This is a genomic window from Clostridium ljungdahlii DSM 13528, assembly GCF_000143685.1.
GTDB classification, from domain to species: Bacteria; Bacillota; Clostridia; order Clostridiales; family Clostridiaceae; genus Clostridium_B; species Clostridium_B ljungdahlii.
The window spans coordinates 3,262,545-3,279,691 of the sequence record NC_014328.1; the positions used below are offsets into that span (position 1 = coordinate 3,262,545).

Sequence of the window (17,147 nt, forward strand, 5' to 3'; positions counted from 1 at the left end):
TCCCACTTTGATAAAAGTGGGAGTGTTACAGTAGGTAGCCATCAGATAACTTTATAATTAAATACTTATATTCTCTTTTAAAATATTGGACTTTAATCCTATTAAAATAGGGTCAAGTCCCGTTTTAACATAGTTTATTTTTATTTTTCATCATTAATATATTTTTTAATTTCGTCAACACCTGAAACCTTTCCAACCATTTTAACCTTTTCATTGATAACTATAGCAGGTGTTCTCATAACTCCATATTTCATAATATCCTTAATATCCTCTACCTTTGTAATTTTAACATCTCCATTGAACTCTTTAGCAGCCTCCCTGGCATTCGCTTCAAGTTTCTTACAATTTGAGCACCCTGTTCCTAAAATTTTTATTTCCATAATTAAACCTCCTGAATTTATTTATATTTTATTTTAAATCGTGCAAATAACTCACAGCAAATTTATCAACACTATCAATAATACTTTTTATTTCTTCACTACTTATCTTGTAATGAATATTCATGCCAACTTTTTCAGATGATAATATACCGGCTTCCTTAAGTATTTTTAAATGCTGGGATAAATTAGCTTGACTAAATTCTATATGTTCATTTAATTTACATACACATTTGGGTCCATCATATAAAAACTTAACTATTTTATATCTTATAGGATGCCCCAATGCTTTAAAAATTCTAACACTCACTTCTTGTTGATTCATGATTTTCCTCCGCAAGATAATAACCTTATAATTAAATGCTTATATGCTTATAATATATATTAATATGTATCATGTCAATATATATTAAGTAATTTAAAAGCAGTATATTATCACTTACCAACCATTTTTCTTTCATTTCTTTGCTTTTACTGAAACATTTAGCCTGGCATAGAATACGTCTAGTCTTTTAATATTTCATTCAAATCCTTAAGTATTACTATTTTTCCTCTTTCTAATCTTATATATCCTCTTTTTTCAAGACCTTTTAGTTTTCTGCTAACAACTTCTCTAACCGAATCAACCTCAAATGCTAATTGACTGTGTGTTGTATAAATTATATTACTATCTTTATTAATAAGTAACCTGATAAGCCTTGATTCTAAAGATTCATGAATTATTCTTTCCTTGTTCTCTATAACAATATTAAATTTATTATATAAGTCTTTATACATATATGATAAAAACTCATTATTCTCTATAAGGTACTTTTCGACTATGTTAAATGGAATTATACATAGTTCAGAATTCTGAATCGCCTTACCTACTATTTTTAAAGATTTCAAGTTTGACAAACAACTCAAAGCTTCATGACAAAATTCTCCTTGCTCTATGTTATAAAGATTAGTTTCATCTCCATCTTCATTAATTTTTTGTATTTTTATTGTACCTTTTATGACAAATGGTACTCCTTCACATGTTTCCTCTATTAATTTTGCATACTCATTAAAATGTATAATTTTAAAAATTGCTTTTCTTTTTAATATTCCATTATTATTTATATCGATTTTCTCTAATACTGGATATGCTTTATATAAAGATTTTATACTTTTTAACCTATTGCTTAAATTTTCATCACGATTAACCATTTATTTTCCTCCACGATTTTGCCATATATAAATTTTTAACAAATATATTTTATTTGGCAACACATATAATATATCAAAAAAAGAGGATGAATTACTATACAGCATCCCCTCTTTAATACAATTACAATTATTTTAAGTCAATCTTATTATGTCCTATTGCCTTTCTAGGACATACACTTACACATTTTTCACATTGTATGCAATCAGGATGACTCAGAAGATCACCTTTGTATTCATAAGGGACTATTCCTAATGAACACTTTTTTTCGCATATTTTACAAGAAACACAATTCGATGATACTTGTAGTACTTTTTTATTAGTTCTAAATTTTGATATAATTGATGCTATAGTTCCCATGGGACAAAAATTACACCAGGTTCTATGATTATAGAACAAAGATAATACTATACCAATTATTGTCGTTACAACAATAATCCTATAAAATACCATTCCAATACCATAAAAATTTCCCCAATTTCGTTTAATTCCTAATGTAAACATAGTCATCATAAATACTACAACTAAAATCCTAAAATAATAAGATTTTAAAAGCTTAGGCACTTTTCTTTTATTACTAAATTTAGAAACTATATTATCATAAAAACTTCCTCTTGGACATAAATTACCACACCAAAATCTTCCTTTAAATATAGAAACGATTATAGGTGCTGCCATACAGATGACCGCTACTACTGAGAATCTCAGGTCAATTAATCCTAATAATACAAATGCAATTAATAATATAAATGAATACTTTTTCCACAATTTAAAAATTTCTTTCATAAAACCCCTCCGTCAGCTTAGTTCTTATGAATTTATTATAAATTAATTATTTAAATATCTAAGTGACTTAGTCACACTAACACTTCCTGAAAATAAAAAGATAGTATAATACATTAGATTTGCAACCAAAAATCAATGTATTATACTATTTCTCATTTACTTATGCCCTTTTCCTCTCATACCATTTCCCTGCATATGACCAGTATTACCATTACAGCTGTTTATATTATTCTTTATATTTTCTTTTAAAGAATCACCCTGCTCTTTTGTAATTGTTCCCTTTGATACTGCTTCATCAATAGATTTTGACTTTTCTTTAATTAGTGCTGCTTTGAATTCGTCAATAGTCATACCCTTGTCTTTTGCCAAATCATACATGGTCTTTCCTGAATTTAAGCCATCGGTTATTTCCTTGTCCGTCATTCCAAGTTTGTCCTTTAATACAGAAGATACATAATCATAGCCTCTCATGGAAGTTATTCTTCCAAATCCTAATCCATGATTTGTATAATTAGTTGTTGTTTCTGCATAAACGGTGGCGCTTGCTCCTACTACCAATACCACCGCCAATGCTGCTAAAAAATTCTTTCCTTTCACTTTTCATTCCTCCTTAATTTTACTTTCAATTTGTTGGGTATACTATGATAATAAATAAATTTCAATATAAAAAAGTGTCCTAATTGTGTTATATTTATTAAAATTTACTTGAATATGTTTACAATTAAATCACAATCATAACAAATATAGTCCACAATTATTTCACACTTCTAATTATTACGGATGATATAATCTAACCAAGATAACGAGGTGATACAAGATGGATAAAAATATTTTAATTGCTGATGATAATATAGAAATTATTAAAATCTTAAAGCCTTATATAGAAAAAGAGGGCTTTACCGTAATTTTTGCCCTTGATGGAGAAGAAGCATTATTAAAATTTAACCATTATAATCCACAGTTAATCTTACTTGACATTATGATGCCCTTAATGGATGGAATTGAGGTTTGCAATAAAATAAGAGAAAAATCAAATACTCCAATAATAATGATAACAGCCAAAAGTGAAGATGCCGACAAAATTTTAGGGTTAAATTCCGGCGCTGATGATTATATTGTAAAGCCATTTAGCCCTGGAGAAGTAGTAGCAAGGATAAAGGCTGTCTTAAGAAGAATTACTTTTCCTGAAAGTAATAAAATGTCACTAATTAAATATGAATCTCTTGAATTAGACATTGACAATTACTCAGTTAAACTAAAAGGTAAGAATATTAATCTTACTAAAAAAGAAATTGAGGTTTTATGGATGCTCTCAAGTTCACCTAACAAAATAGTTTCAAGGGATGATTTACTGGACAACATATGGGGTGTGGATTACTTTGGAGACCCAAGGACAGTAGATACCCATATAAAAAGGATAAGGTCAAAACTTCACCTTAATGGGCAATATAACTGGGACATTAAAACTATTTGGGCTATAGGATATAAATTTGAGGTGAAAGATGTTTAAAAAAAATATTACTTTTAAGCTTACCCTTGGCTTTTTAACAATTGTTATCGTTTCAACTCTTTTAATTGGAATTATTGCATTAAATGTATTTAAAAACAATATCTATGAAATCAAAAGAAATAATATGAAAAAACATGCTTTAGAAATTTCAAATACTATTAGGCCTTATATGTCTCAAAGCACTAAAGAAAAAAGTTTTGTAAATATTATAAATTTAATAGACTCCATTGATAACGCAAAACTTTGGATACTAGATTCCAATAAAAATATTATAAGTGCGTCAAATAATAAAGATACTGCTCTCACTTACATTAACGATGCAGATGTAAAAAAAACATACAATTCTATTACTAAAAAAGTATTCACTGGTTCAGAAACATACGGTGAGATATACAACCCTTACTATAAAGAATACATGATGACTACAGCAGTTCCAATAAAAAATAGCAGCAGCACTGTAATAGGTGCAGTAATTCTTAATTCTTCTTTATATGATTTATCAAATTCTATGAACAAATTTTTTATATATATAGTTTTAACTCTTATAGGCGAAATATGCCTTGCTGGATTTATGGGATATTATTTTTCCAAAAATATATCTAAACCATTAAAAAAAATAAATTCATCTGCACTTGAACTGGCAAGAGGTCACTATGGAATAAAGACAAATATATATCATAAAGATGAAATTGGAGAATTATCAAATTCATTTGATTTATTATCTCTAAAACTTCAGTACACCATAGGCAAACTTTTTGAAGAAAAAACTAAGTTAAGTAATGTACTAACAAGTATGAGCGAGGGTATTTTATCTCTAGATACAAATTTTCATATTATAAATATTAATCACTCTACCTTAGAACTGCTGTCTTTAAAGAACATTGAATCAGACACAAAAGTTAATGAAATATTACTAAATTTAAATATAATTGAAGAGTTTAATTTTACTATATCAAATGATACTAAAAAATCTACAGTAAAAGAATATCTAAATAAAGTATTAAATTTCTCTATATCTCCTATAAAAAATAATTTAAATCAAGTTATAGGTGGTGTAATTCTTATTCAAGATGTAAGTGAAAAAGAAAAACTTGAACAAATGCGAAAAGACTTTATTTCAAATGTTTCACATGAATTTAGAACTCCTTTAACAGTCATAAAAGGCAACTTAGAATCTATTGTAGATGGAATAACTCAACCAGAATGTATACAAGATACCTGTATTACACTCCTAAATGAAACTAACAGGCTTGAAAGAATGGTTAAAGATTTGCTTAATTTAAGCAAATTAGAATCCGGTAAATTAGAGATTGATTTTAATGAACTAGATATCAATATGCTAGTTAATGACACCATACGAAGTATTAAGCCCCTAATAGATGCTAAATCCATAGATTTGCAGCTATCTTTACAGAATAATTTACCACCATTATTTAGTGACTATGACAAGTTGAAGCAATTACTCATAATATTTTTAGATAATGGAATTAAATTTTCACAAAATAAAGGTAAGTTAAAGATATCCTCATGTTCTGATAATGAAAATATTTGTATAACTATTGAAGACAATGGAATTGGTATACCCGAAGATGAAATTCAGTATTTAGGTGAAAAATTTTTCAAAGCTGACAAATCAAGAACTTCAAACGCTGGTGGAACTGGACTTGGACTTTCAATTGCAAAAAGATTAGTAAAAGTTTTAAATGGACATTTTTCTATAGAAAGTGAACTTACAAAAGGAACAAGAATAACTATTTCTTTTCCAGCAAAGTCTAAAAATGAGGTGAAATTATGATGAGACATGGATATCATATGGGACTAGGGTTTTATGGTTCTTATATTTTAATATTTCTTCTATTAATTATTTCAGTCTTAATATTTTTAGTATTAAAAAGTAAGCCTTCTTTAAATTCCTTTATAATAAGGCTTCTAGATATACTTAAAGAAGAATATGCTTCTGGTGCCCTTACTGCCGATGAATTTATAGAAAGGAAATCTATTATTGAAGATATTAAATATTCAAATTCTTATACCCCTATACTTATTGAAAGATATGCAAAATGTGAAATAACTACAAAAGAATTTTTAAATATCAAAAATGAAATTGAAAGTAATAATTATAATGCTTCTATATGTGAAGAACTTGCAAAGGGGAAACTTTCCTATGATAAATTTAAATTAAAAATATCAGGAGGACAAATGAATGAAAAGCAATAAATTATTAAAAAGCTTACGCTACTTTTTACTTGCAGTGTTCTTGATACTTATTACAATTGAAGCTTACCTCCATCAACTGCTTGGAGGCAGCAAATCACCATCTATACATGCACTGTGTCCCTATGGAGCCTTAGAATCACTTTACAGCTTGATCTTTGGCGGAACATTTATACAAAAAATATTTTCAGGTACACTTATTCTCCTTATCATAACATTATTAATCGCACTGATCTTCAGGAAAAGCTTTTGTGGGCTTATATGTCCTTTTGGTGCTCTTCAAGAGTTCTTTGGGATTATAGGCAAAAAAATATTTAAAACGAGACTTACTGTACCATCAAATATAGACAAGCCTTTAAGATACCTTAAGTACATTGTCCTTGCAATAACACTATATTTCGCATGGAAAACTGCTGGTTTGTGGATGAATCCCTATGACCCCTGGGCAGCATATGGGCATATATCTGAAGGCATATCTTCCCTTACTGGCGAATACCTAATTGCTTTTATTATACTAATAGTCACTATAATTGGCTCTTTATTATATGACAGATTCTTTTGTAAATACCTTTGTCCTATGGGTGCATTTTACGGCATAATTTCAAGAATAAGTCCAGCAAAAATAGTAAGAAATAATGATACCTGTATTAATTGTGGTCTATGCAGCAAAAATTGTCCTGTTAATATTAAAGTTTCTGAGCTTAAAGAAATTAAATCTGCTGAATGTATTAATTGTCAAACTTGTATACTATCTTGTCCTGAAAAAAATGCCTTAGAATTTAAAATTAAAAATAAATCCGTTAAACCAGTATTTATTTTAAGCTTTGTAATTTTATTGTTCTTTGGAGGAATAGGCATTACTAAACTTACAGGAATATACCAGGATACGCCTCCTAAAATATCTCTTGAAACTACAACTGCCTCTGGCACTAAAACTTCTGAAATTAAAATAAATCCTGAAGAAATAAAAGGTTATATGACTTTGCAAGAAGTATCTGAAGCATTTAAAGTTGATTTAAACGAATTGTATAAAAAACTTAATATACCTAATTCCATTCCAAAGGATACAAAATTAAAAGACATTAAAAACTTTATTGCCGATTTTAAAGTGGAAAAAGCTAGAGAAGCACTGAAGTAAGCTATCATATACTGAGAAAAGATAAACCGAGAGTCAAAACTCCCGGTTTATTGATTTTTCGTTTCTAATTCTTTAATTATCAGGTCATCAACATATTCATCACAATTTTTGCAATAATATTTTATCTCTATTTCTTTTCCACACTTCTCATGACATACTGTTCTTTTGCAACTTTTTAAATATTTATTTGCCCATATAATAATCGAATTAAACACATGCTTAAAGTCTCTTCCCTTTTCTGTCACCCTACTGTAACGCTCCCTCTAAGTAAGATTCATTGATAATAAAAAAAGATGTAAATTTAGAAATCTACATCTTTTTTTATCCGATGACTACCTGCTCTAATACTCACACTTTTCCAAGTGGGAGTAAAGAGCCGCTAAGTCCCTGGATAACGATTTCTAAGCATCAGGTGGAGTCAAAACTCCATCTGATGCCAAGAACTCTGTTTATTACTCAACCACTATAATATCTTTGCTGTATTTATTTAAAACTTCACAGCCATCTTCCGTAACAAGTACTAAATCCTCTATTCTAACTCCTATCTCACCTGGTATGTAGATACCCGGTTCAATTGAAAATATCATACCAGGTTGTACCTTATCGCTATTTGCAGAAGAAACATCACCTAAATCATGACATTCTATTCCTATAGAGTGCCCCGTTCTATGTGTAAAGTACTTACCATAACCTTTCCCATCTATATAATCTCTTGCAGCTTTATCTATATCGCAAAATCTTACCCCAGGTTTAACTGCTTCAATTCCCCTTTTATTAGCTTCTAAAACTATATTATATACATTCTTACTATTTTCAGGAACATATTTATAAAATACAGTTCTCGTCATGTCAGAACAATAGGAATCTTTAACACATCCAATGTCTATAGTTACAGCTTCTCCTTCTTTAAGTATAGAATTATCTGTCTCATGATGAGGGTCAGCTGCATTTATTCCATAAGCCACAATAGGATCAAAAGAAAAACCTTCTGCTCCTAAACTTTCATATATATTTTCTAAAGCTTTTCCCATCTTCTTTTCCGTATAACCTTCAGGAATCAGTTTTATTAACTTGTCTATAGCCTCATCATTAAGCCTGGATGCTTCTCTCATTAAACTTCTTTCATCATTATCTTTACACATTCTTATTCTATCAATTATTTCAGAACCATTTACAAAATTGCTGCTAGCTTTCAATTCCATTAATCTCAAAAGAAATCTGGCCGGCCAATTCTTGTCTATACCTATAGGTGAATTTTTGTCCGTATATTTTGAGATTATTTCCACAGCATCATCTGTATCCTTATACCAAATTTTCTCTACCCCTATATCTTCTTCTAAAGTAAATAACTCATTTATAAACAGCTTCTTATCCCCATTTATATTTAAATAAAGTACAAGTAATCTTTCCCCTGGATGTATCCACTTTCCAGTTAAATAAAATATGGATGCTGGATCTGATACAATAAGCTGCGGTACATTTTGAGATTTCATTTTTCCCAATACTTTGTTTAGTCTATTTACTTTCATGTCAATTTCATCCCCTATATTTTTAATTATAATTATATGTCCTATATAATTATAGATTTCTTTTATTCTAAAAACAACAAAAATACATCTATTTAACTATACTGTACTATATTTGAATTAACTATTATTTTAGCTATTTCATTATGAATCTCTTTTGACACATGTATTCCATCATCTAAGAAATGTTCTTTCATTTTCCCATTTTCAGCTAAAATAGTTCCTACATCTATAACTTCAATATTTTTCTTTTTGCCATATTCAACTAACAGTTCCCGCAATTTGCCTAAATAGTCATTAACCTCTTTATAATCCCTATCTTTAAACCATGTCTTTTCTACAATATCATCTTTAACCGGCAGTGGTGTTAAAATTATAGGAACAAATTTATTTTTTTCACATATCTCAACCATCATATCTATGTTTTTTAAAATATCATTAATACTTGTCTTTAAAAATACATCATTTGTTCCCCCCATAATTAGAACTTTCGATGGTTTAAACTCAACAACATCTTTTTCAAATCTTTCTTTCATTTCGCCTGTTGTATTACCTGGTATACCTTTATTAATAATGTTTTCTTTTATTTCCTTAGATAACACACTAACCCAACTCTCTGTTTTACGAACTCTAAAACCAAAAGTTATGCTGTCTCCAATACATACAATACTCATTTTATTTTCCCCTTCCTCTTACAACATTTTTGCTATTAAAAACATAGTTTTCATTCCAAGGGAAGTGAATTTTTCCTCATATTCTGTAACTACATTTTCAGCAAAATCACTACTGTGAAGATCATAAGTAAGGTACTTTATCTCAAAATCATTTTCCTTGAAATATTCCTGAGATTCTTCAAAAAGTTCCCTGTCATCTGTTTTAAACCATATTTCACTACCTAGTTTTAAAAACTTTCTATACCTGTTTAGAAATACAGTATGGGTAAGTCTTCTTTTCTTTTGTCTTCTCTTAGGCCATGGATTACAAAAATTTATATATATCCTGCTTATCTCGTCTTTATCAAAAACTTCCTCAATTTGAGCTATGTTCATAGGCATTATCCTGGCATTTGTAACCTCAGCTTCTTGAAGCTTTTTAAGTGCATATATTAAAACTTCATCTTTTAAATCAATACCTATATAATTTATATTAGTATTGTTTAACGCCTGAGTATACAAGAATTTTCCCCTTCCGCAGCCTAACTCCAAATATATATCATTCTGATTTTTAAACTCTTCTTTCCATTTTCCCTTATACTTTTGTGGTTCTGTTATAGTTAAAGAACTAGCCTCCATTTCAGGTCTAGCCCACCATTTTTTTCTAAGTCTCATATTCTAAATTCCTTTCCAAATTTTTAATCACAAAATAAATTATCTATTTAAATTACAAAACTGTCAATGCTATTATATAAATATTGTTTTCTATACATTATTAAAGTTTTTTCTACAATATACGATAATAATAAGTAAAATATTATACTATTCAGGTTGTGAAAATTATGGATTACTTTATAGAAGAACTAAAAAACAAAAAGATAATTAACACTGATGATATAAAAACAATGCAAGAATACATTAATAAAAAATATTTTAAGATTCCATCCAGCGAAAAGGCAAAAATGCTTTCCAACACCATACACCATATTTTAGATACAAATCTAAAGGAACTACCAGAAAATTATAGACAAACTGTAAAAATAAACACTTTAAAAAATACCTTTTCTAAAAATAAAGCCTCAATTTTCATGTATGATATATTTCTCTGCTGTATTAAAATCGAACCTTTAAAGAAAAATTTTACAAAAGAAATTACCCGCTGGATAAATGCAAATATAGAAAGTTCAGTTGAAGAAAAAGATTTAAACAACTATTTAGGGATAACAAATCCAAAAATGAATCCTGTTACAGATGAAAACCTAAACAACAAAATAACTGAGCCTGTTAGCCCCAATAGAACTATTGAAACTACAGCTGCTCCAGCTATACCTTTCAAGTTAAAATTTAATAAAAAACTTTTAATATTTTCCTCAATTATATTTTTTGTTTTAATTTCTCAGGTATTAGGACAAGTTTTTTTTCAAAAAAGCCTATTTAAAATTCCTTTTTATATAGCCAGTACTTCTGAAAGTGGGAATAGCTATTTAAAAGATCTGGTTGACCAAGTAACTCTAAAAAATGCTAAAAAGAATTTTCCGAATGTATATCTTCCTGAATATTTAAAATATCAAACAATAGATGAAGATAAATTGAAATCCTACTTAAGCAGCCGCAATTCGCTCCTAGGCAAAGATCCATATTTTTCTACTATAATGAGTACTGCAAGAGAGTTTAATTTAAATCCAATTTTATTATTTGCTATAACAGGACAAGAACAGGACTTCGTACCTGTAAATACTCCAAGTGCCTCTAAAATAGCTAACAACCCTTTTAACGTATATCACAGTTGGCAGGAATATAATACTGATATAAAAGATTCTTCAAGAATAGCTGCACGAACTATTATAAATCTATCGGAAAACATGCCAAAGGAAAACAACCCTTTTATGTGGATAGGCAAAGAATATGCAGAAGATTCAAATTGGGGAAATGGAGTCCAAGCCATATTTGAAGAAATAAACAATTACTTTGCACTTCACAGCAAAAAATAATAGGAAGATTGTAAATAAAAAACAATTTTACAATCTTCCTCTGTTTATCCGATGACTACTCGCTATAATACTCCCACGCACACAGCGAAAGCGACTATCACCAAATCAAAGATTTGGGATATCTGCTTTTCTTCAAGTTGGAGTAAAGAACGACTATGTCCCTGGATAACGATTTTCTCCTAAAGGATAACGCCTTCTAAGTGCTGAAGCACTAAGAATCCTGTTAATAAGCATCAGGTGGAGTTAAAACTCCATCTGATGCCAAGAACTCTGTTTATCTGATTATACTATTGGCAATGGCCATAAGTTTAGAGTATATGGCCATTGACGGAATACCTACTACATAGTTTGCAATTGGTGTAGCTACAAATATAAGAAGTATAATAAGCTGATACCTATATAAAGTATCTGATATATTATAGTAAAAGGAAGGAAACAAATCCCTTAGTATATGAAATCCATCTAATCCAGGTATAGGTATTAAATTGAACACAAACAACATACAATTTATATTTACTACATACAATACAATTTTAACTACTATATTTGAAACTAAATTATAATTACTAGATGAAAAGATAAATTTATATAAAAACACTGTCAAGAGTGCAGCTAAAAATGCTGTTATTAAATTAGCCAAAGGACCTGCCGCAGAAACTTTTAAATCATCTTTATTTCTATTTTTAAAGGCATTTGGATTGATCTCAACAGGCTTTGCCCATCCAAACCCTACAAGTAATATCATTATAAAACCTATAATATCTATATGTGCAAATGGATTTAAAGTAAGTCTTCCTTGAAATTTAGCTGTTTTATCTCCTAATCTATCTGCCACAAAGGCGTGAGCAAATTCATGGAATGTAAGCCCTATAAGTATTCCTGGTATAATAAGTATCTTATCCAATATCATTTCATTCAAATAATTTCATCCCCTCATTTTACTAATTTAACGTTACTTTTTGTAACTTTCCATCATTTATCGATGCAATTCCGCCTTCATATATTTGTACAAAATTTCCTTTATATACATACTGCTTTCCACTTGTAATTTCCGTAACAATTCCTTTTAAATTGTCATTTATATATATTTTGCCCGATGGCATGACAAACACGTCATCCTTATTCACAGATTGGCCCAAATTTATGTTTTGATAATTACTTCCGCTGTCATTTATAGTTCCACAGTAGATATTTGATATTTTATTGTCCTTTTCATCACCTATGTATATTTTATCATTTTCATCTACTCCTACCCAAACAGGATTTTCTACCCCATTTATCATAAGTGACCTATCATCACCTGTAACATATATCTTACCATATACTTTATCTTCATATATAAGTTTATCATCTAAAGATAATATTCCCATATTACCTACCATATAAGATCTTGTAGTTACTTTTTGTATTTCATTCATTATATCAATTCTATATATATTTGTCCTTTCCCCACTGCTTTCCATCTTAACGTATATAACATTGGTATAAGGAGATTCTTCTATATCATCAATTTTAGCTTTTTCATATGTCGAATCCAATGATTTTATGTTTTCTTTTATATCTTTACCAGCTTCATAATATGATAATTCAAATTTTGAACCGTCATCAGAACTTTCTTTTTCTGCTATAAGTATTCTATCCCTATCGTTTTGCCATTTATAAAAAGATACCTTGACTCCATCCCTAAATTCTATATTTTTTTCATTTCCATTCTTTGTATCCACCACTTTCAAAACATTTGATTCACAATATGCCAGATACCTACCATCAAAGGAAACACTAATATTATTAGCATCTTCTGGTACCTTTATAACAACATCTGCTTTTTTTGGCTCGCTCTTTACAATTTTTTTTGTTTTTATCTCTGTTTGAGAGGATAAAAAATAATTATTTATATAAAACAATCCTGCAAACTGTACTACAAGAGATATAATTATCCAAATAGTAATTTTCTTAAAAATTTTCATTCGTTACTCCCCTTTAATAATTATCTTATAACCTTCTATGGTTTTACGTAAATAGCTGATGGCACTGATCTCTCACCTAAGGGATCACAAGTGTTGTTTATTACATCTCCCTCATAGTACATAGTTGAAGAAGACCCTCCATCTAAATTTGTAGCATTTACTGCGCCATATTGAAGCATTATATTTTGAACATCCTTCAAGGAAGCACCAATACTTTTAGCTTGTCGTCCGTCTATAACTAGCAATAAAATAGCACCATCTGACCTTTGTCCTATCGCAGTTCTAGGAGCTATTCCCCAGCCACCATCACCGGATATCATTCCTTCTCCACCCACTACTAAGGCAGGCTCAAAAGATATGGCTTCTGTAACATTTCTCTCTTTCAGTTCATTTAAGCTGTGATGTCCTACTATAAGCTCTCCTTTATTTGTAAGTGCCATTACACTTTTTGATTTATCATCAGGATCAGTTATATCATTAGCAACAATCTGGCCATCACTCATAAGTATACCTGTAGGTTTCCCTCCTGTACCCGTCCACTTATTGTCACTATCACTAGAAGAACTGTCTGTAAAAGCTCCTCCATTTATAGCAGCTACAGCATTATGATCTTTTGCTATTTGACTTGTAAGTTCTCCAGCTACCCCTAATTTTTTACTGTATCCTACTTTAACTCTAGTAGGATCGTGTATTATAAGCATATAACCTTTAAATTTTCTTCCATCACTTATTTCTTCTCTTTCTATACTACTATCATGCTTATTTTCAAATTTTAAAGGTGAATTATCTTTTTCTATATTTTTAGGTTTGTCTTCACTTAGTATTTTTTGTATTTCACTATCTGATAAAAATATTTTTGCTATGTACTGATGACTTAAAGTAGTCATGGCTGCGCCTACTACTGTTTTCTTTACATTTTCAAAAGGACCGTAAAATACTAAAAATGGAGCAGTCATTCCAGTAAATATAAACTCAAATAATATGAAATACAGTATGAGTTTCCAAACTGGCCGTTTCTTTTTGCCTTCAATTTTCCCCTTCTTCATACGTTGAAACCTTTCCTTTCTAAAAAAAATACATCCTTCAACATTGTACAATAAATGATAAAATTTTTAAATAGAAATAATTATGAACATACTAAAAACTTTATATAATATAAACAGATTTCTAAGCATCAGATGGAGTTTTAAACTCCATTTGATGCTTAGAAATCGTTATCCAGGGACATAGCATAGCCGCTCTTTATCCCCACTTGGAGAAGTGGAAGTATTAGAGCGGGTAGTCATCGGATAAAGGACTAAATAAAAAAATCACTCTGGTGTTCAGTATACAATCCATTATCTAACACCAAAGTGCTCTTGTATAAAGTTTCAAATTATAAATAAGTTTTTCCAATTTTCGATCTATTTTAAAAATTATATTTCCTATTTACAGTCTCTTTGAGGCTTCATATGCAAGAGGAGACCTCTCACATTCATCATGTTTCAAAGTTATTTGATAACATAACTTGCTTCCTTTCATCTTTTCTGAAGCATAACACAACCCATTCGATCTTGAATCTAAAAAAGCTTGATCTATTTGCTCTGGATCCCCTACTAAAAGTAGTTTTGTACCCGATCCAACTCTCGTTATAATTGCTTTTACCTGTTTTGGAGTTAGATTCTGGGCTTCGTCAATTACAAGCCAGTTTTTTACAATAGATCTTCCTCTTAAATAACCTACCGCCTCTGTAGTTATAATTCCCCTGTCAAATAATTCTCTTATTTTATCAGCTAATTCCTTTTCGTTTTTATATCTTTCTTTTTCATCGGAATCCACTAATATTTCTAGATTATCTAATATCGGTCTCATAAAAGGCGATATCTTTTCCTGTTCTGTACCTGGAAGAAATCCTATATCTTCATCCATGGTAACATTAGGTCTGCATACCAGCATCTTTCTATATTTTCCTTTATCTTCTTCCATTATACTATGGAGACCTACTGCCAGTGAAAATAAAGTTTTTGCCGTTCCTGCAGGACCTTTTATTATCACAATTGGAGCCTTTTCTGCATTTGTTAAAAGTGCCTCCAACATAAATTTCTGTCCCACATTTCTTGGAACTATTCCAAGAGGTGTACTATCCTTAAAACAAAGTGAAACTATTTCTTTACCGTCAAATCTTCCAAGGGCAGTCTGTTTAGGATTACTTAAACAATGTATTATAATAAACTCGTTTACATAAAGAGGTGGATCAAAGTATTCTGCATTGTCCTCATTATAACAAGTTATTTTATCAACTTTCATATATTTGTTACTATAAAATTCTGTTATATCCTTTTCAGAAGCATATACATCTATCCTTCCTGTATACTGACTTTCATCTTCGGGAACAACTTTTTCATAGAAATCTTCTACCTCTATATTTATTATATCAGCCTTAATTCTTTCAAATATGTCCTTTGTTATCAAACATACATTTTCACCACTTTCTTTAAGGCCTTTACACACCTGTATTATTCTGTTATCCGGTTTGCTTTTGTCCCAAGCCGGGGGCATCTGTACATCATAGTGGTTCATTTCAACCCTTAACTTTCCACCACCTGGCAAGTCCACTCCTTGGTTAAGCTTACCGCTTTTCCTAAAGTCATCTATAAGCCTAGCTGCATACCTAGCATTGGCACCAAGATCATTTTTATTCTTTTTAAATCCATCTAGCTCTTCCAGTACTACTTCAGGTATAACCACATCTCCATCATCAAAAGTCAATATAGCCCCTGGTGAATACAAAATAACATTGGTGTCTAAAACATAAGTTTTTTTCAAAGCCATTCCTCCCCTCTACCATTATTATAATATATTCATTTAAATATATAAATGAATTAAATTTCATAAACTTTGAAAATATATTTTGAATTATTTGCATAAAAGATAGGCACTAGTAATAACTAGTGCCTATTTTCCATAATATAATAATTGGGGATCAAAATATTATGCTATCTTTGTTTCATCGGTATATTGTTAATATTAACTATATTATGTGACAATATGGTGTCAAATATATTAAATATTTATTTACTTTTTTAATACTTTATGAATTAAAATGTTGTTAACTTAAGTATATGGAACAAAGTAACAAGTCAAAGACGCAAAATAAGCTAGCATACTGACTAGTTATTTTTTCAATATGTCTTGATTCTAATAAAAAATCTGTACCCTAATTTAGGTACAGATTTTTTATCATATATTTACTTTAAATTCTGTTCATAAGCCTCAATCATTTTCTTAACCATATTTCCACCTACAGAGCCTGCTTCTCTTGAAGTTAAGTCTCCATTATAACCATTCTTTAAATTTACTCCAACTTCTTTAGCTGACTCCATTTTGAATTGATCTAATGCTGCTTTAGCTTGTGGAACTACTGGATTATTACTGTTTGTCATAGTACTCACTCCTTTTTATAGTAAACTTTACTGCTTACATTTAAAGTTTCTACATTTTTAAAAAAATTACTCCAGGTAATTGAATGAATATTTAGTACTTGTTGCAATATAAGTTAATAAGCATAAATGCTTTTAAATTTTTTACTGCTTTGTAATAAGAAAGTAAGCACTGTTAGCTACCAGCACTTACCTCTTTCAATAGATACATATAATTATACTATCCTCATTTTCGCTAAGGTCATTTCCCTAGGACACTATTATATTACCCAATATCTCTAACAATATGACACCATATACATTATGTAAATATTCATAAAAAAATAATCTGGATAAAAAATAATGATTTTCATAATAACAGACTTTATACCAGATTT

Annotated in this window: 19 protein-coding genes; 5 read left to right on the top strand and 14 right to left on the bottom strand. The window is 29.6% G+C overall.

The features are described from left to right. Positions 1-140: 140 nt before the first annotated feature. The 5 genes from CLJU_RS14570 to CLJU_RS14590 form a co-directional block, all read right to left on the bottom strand. Entirely contained in the window at positions 141-380 is a 240-nt protein-coding gene (locus CLJU_RS14570) for a thioredoxin family protein (protein WP_013239593.1), read from the bottom strand. 28 nt (positions 381-408) lie between these two features. Then, a complete protein-coding gene (locus CLJU_RS14575) occupies positions 409-702 on the bottom strand; it encodes an ArsR/SmtB family transcription factor (protein ID WP_013239594.1) in 294 nt (97 codons plus the stop codon). 179 nt (positions 703-881) lie between these two features. Beyond that, positions 882-1,568: a Crp/Fnr family transcriptional regulator gene (locus tag CLJU_RS14580; RefSeq protein ID WP_013239595.1), complete on the bottom strand. Its 687-nt coding sequence runs from the start codon at positions 1,566-1,568 to the stop codon at positions 882-884. 127 nt (positions 1,569-1,695) lie between these two features. Then, the gene (locus CLJU_RS14585; RefSeq protein WP_013239596.1) at positions 1,696-2,352 is read right to left on the bottom strand and encodes a 4Fe-4S binding protein; all 657 of its coding nucleotides are present in this window, start codon (positions 2,350-2,352) and stop codon (positions 1,696-1,698) included. A 156-nt stretch (positions 2,353-2,508) separates the two neighbouring features. Beyond that, positions 2,509-2,949 carry a hypothetical protein gene (locus CLJU_RS14590; RefSeq protein ID WP_013239597.1) on the bottom strand — a complete coding sequence of 147 codons (441 nt, stop codon included), beginning with the start codon at positions 2,947-2,949 and terminating at the stop codon, positions 2,509-2,511. Between the two features lie 220 nt (positions 2,950-3,169). Here CLJU_RS14590 and CLJU_RS14595 point away from each other — a divergent pair, with 220 nt between their 5' ends. From CLJU_RS14595 to CLJU_RS14610, 4 genes are read left to right on the top strand one after another with little or no spacing between them, the layout of a single operon-like run. Further along, positions 3,170-3,862 carry a response regulator transcription factor gene (locus tag CLJU_RS14595; protein WP_013239598.1) on the top strand — a complete coding sequence of 231 codons (693 nt, stop codon included), beginning with the start codon at positions 3,170-3,172 and terminating at the stop codon, positions 3,860-3,862. Next, positions 3,855-5,657: an ATP-binding protein gene (locus tag CLJU_RS14600; protein ID WP_013239599.1), complete on the top strand. Its 1,803-nt coding sequence runs from the start codon at positions 3,855-3,857 to the stop codon at positions 5,655-5,657. The genes CLJU_RS14595 and CLJU_RS14600 overlap by 8 nt, the downstream gene beginning before the upstream one ends. Beyond that, the gene (locus tag CLJU_RS14605) at positions 5,654-6,079 is read left to right on the top strand and encodes an SHOCT domain-containing protein (protein WP_013239600.1); all 426 of its coding nucleotides are present in this window, start codon (positions 5,654-5,656) and stop codon (positions 6,077-6,079) included. The genes CLJU_RS14600 and CLJU_RS14605 overlap by 4 nt, the downstream gene beginning before the upstream one ends. Then, the gene (locus CLJU_RS14610; RefSeq protein ID WP_013239601.1) at positions 6,066-7,214 is read left to right on the top strand and encodes a 4Fe-4S binding protein; all 1,149 of its coding nucleotides are present in this window, start codon (positions 6,066-6,068) and stop codon (positions 7,212-7,214) included. The genes CLJU_RS14605 and CLJU_RS14610 overlap by 14 nt, the downstream gene beginning before the upstream one ends. 47 nt (positions 7,215-7,261) lie before the next feature. Here CLJU_RS14610 and CLJU_RS14615 read toward each other — a convergent pair whose 3' ends face one another. The 4 genes from CLJU_RS14615 to trmB form a co-directional block, all read right to left on the bottom strand. Next, positions 7,262-7,459, bottom strand: a complete 198-nt coding sequence (locus CLJU_RS14615; protein WP_023162028.1) for a hypothetical protein — start codon at positions 7,457-7,459, stop codon at positions 7,262-7,264. A 207-nt stretch (positions 7,460-7,666) separates the two neighbouring features. Next, positions 7,667-8,743 (bottom strand): M24 family metallopeptidase, encoded by a 1,077-nt coding sequence (locus CLJU_RS14620; protein WP_013239602.1) that lies wholly within the window; start codon positions 8,741-8,743, stop codon positions 7,667-7,669. Positions 8,744-8,835: 92 nt separating this feature from the next. After that, positions 8,836-9,414, bottom strand: coding sequence for a GDSL-type esterase/lipase family protein (locus CLJU_RS14625; RefSeq protein ID WP_013239603.1), 579 nt, complete (start codon positions 9,412-9,414; stop codon positions 8,836-8,838). An 18-nt stretch (positions 9,415-9,432) separates the two neighbouring features. Then, positions 9,433-10,068, bottom strand: a complete 636-nt coding sequence (gene trmB / locus CLJU_RS14630; protein ID WP_013239604.1) for a tRNA (guanosine(46)-N7)-methyltransferase TrmB — start codon at positions 10,066-10,068, stop codon at positions 9,433-9,435. 167 nt (positions 10,069-10,235) lie between these two features. Between trmB and CLJU_RS14635 the strand changes: the two genes are divergently transcribed. Continuing rightward, positions 10,236-11,384 carry a hypothetical protein gene (locus CLJU_RS14635; RefSeq protein WP_013239605.1) on the top strand — a complete coding sequence of 383 codons (1,149 nt, stop codon included), beginning with the start codon at positions 10,236-10,238 and terminating at the stop codon, positions 11,382-11,384. Between the two features lie 274 nt (positions 11,385-11,658). Here CLJU_RS14635 and CLJU_RS14640 read toward each other — a convergent pair whose 3' ends face one another. From CLJU_RS14640 to CLJU_RS14660, 5 genes are all read right to left on the bottom strand, one after another. After that, entirely contained in the window at positions 11,659-12,294 is a 636-nt protein-coding gene (locus CLJU_RS14640; protein WP_029702351.1) for a site-2 protease family protein, read from the bottom strand. A gap of 31 nt (positions 12,295-12,325) precedes the next feature. Beyond that, positions 12,326-13,351 carry an NHL repeat-containing protein gene (locus CLJU_RS14645; protein ID WP_013239607.1) on the bottom strand — a complete coding sequence of 342 codons (1,026 nt, stop codon included), beginning with the start codon at positions 13,349-13,351 and terminating at the stop codon, positions 12,326-12,328. A gap of 35 nt (positions 13,352-13,386) precedes the next feature. After that, positions 13,387-14,397 (bottom strand): phosphodiester glycosidase family protein, encoded by a 1,011-nt coding sequence (locus tag CLJU_RS14650; protein WP_013239608.1) that lies wholly within the window; start codon positions 14,395-14,397, stop codon positions 13,387-13,389. Between the two features lie 382 nt (positions 14,398-14,779). Continuing rightward, the gene (locus CLJU_RS14655) at positions 14,780-16,156 is read right to left on the bottom strand and encodes a PhoH family protein (RefSeq protein ID WP_041705158.1); all 1,377 of its coding nucleotides are present in this window, start codon (positions 16,154-16,156) and stop codon (positions 14,780-14,782) included. Between the two features lie 422 nt (positions 16,157-16,578). Further along, positions 16,579-16,773 carry an alpha/beta-type small acid-soluble spore protein gene (locus CLJU_RS14660; RefSeq protein ID WP_013239610.1) on the bottom strand — a complete coding sequence of 65 codons (195 nt, stop codon included), beginning with the start codon at positions 16,771-16,773 and terminating at the stop codon, positions 16,579-16,581. Positions 16,774-17,147 lie beyond the last annotated feature (374 nt).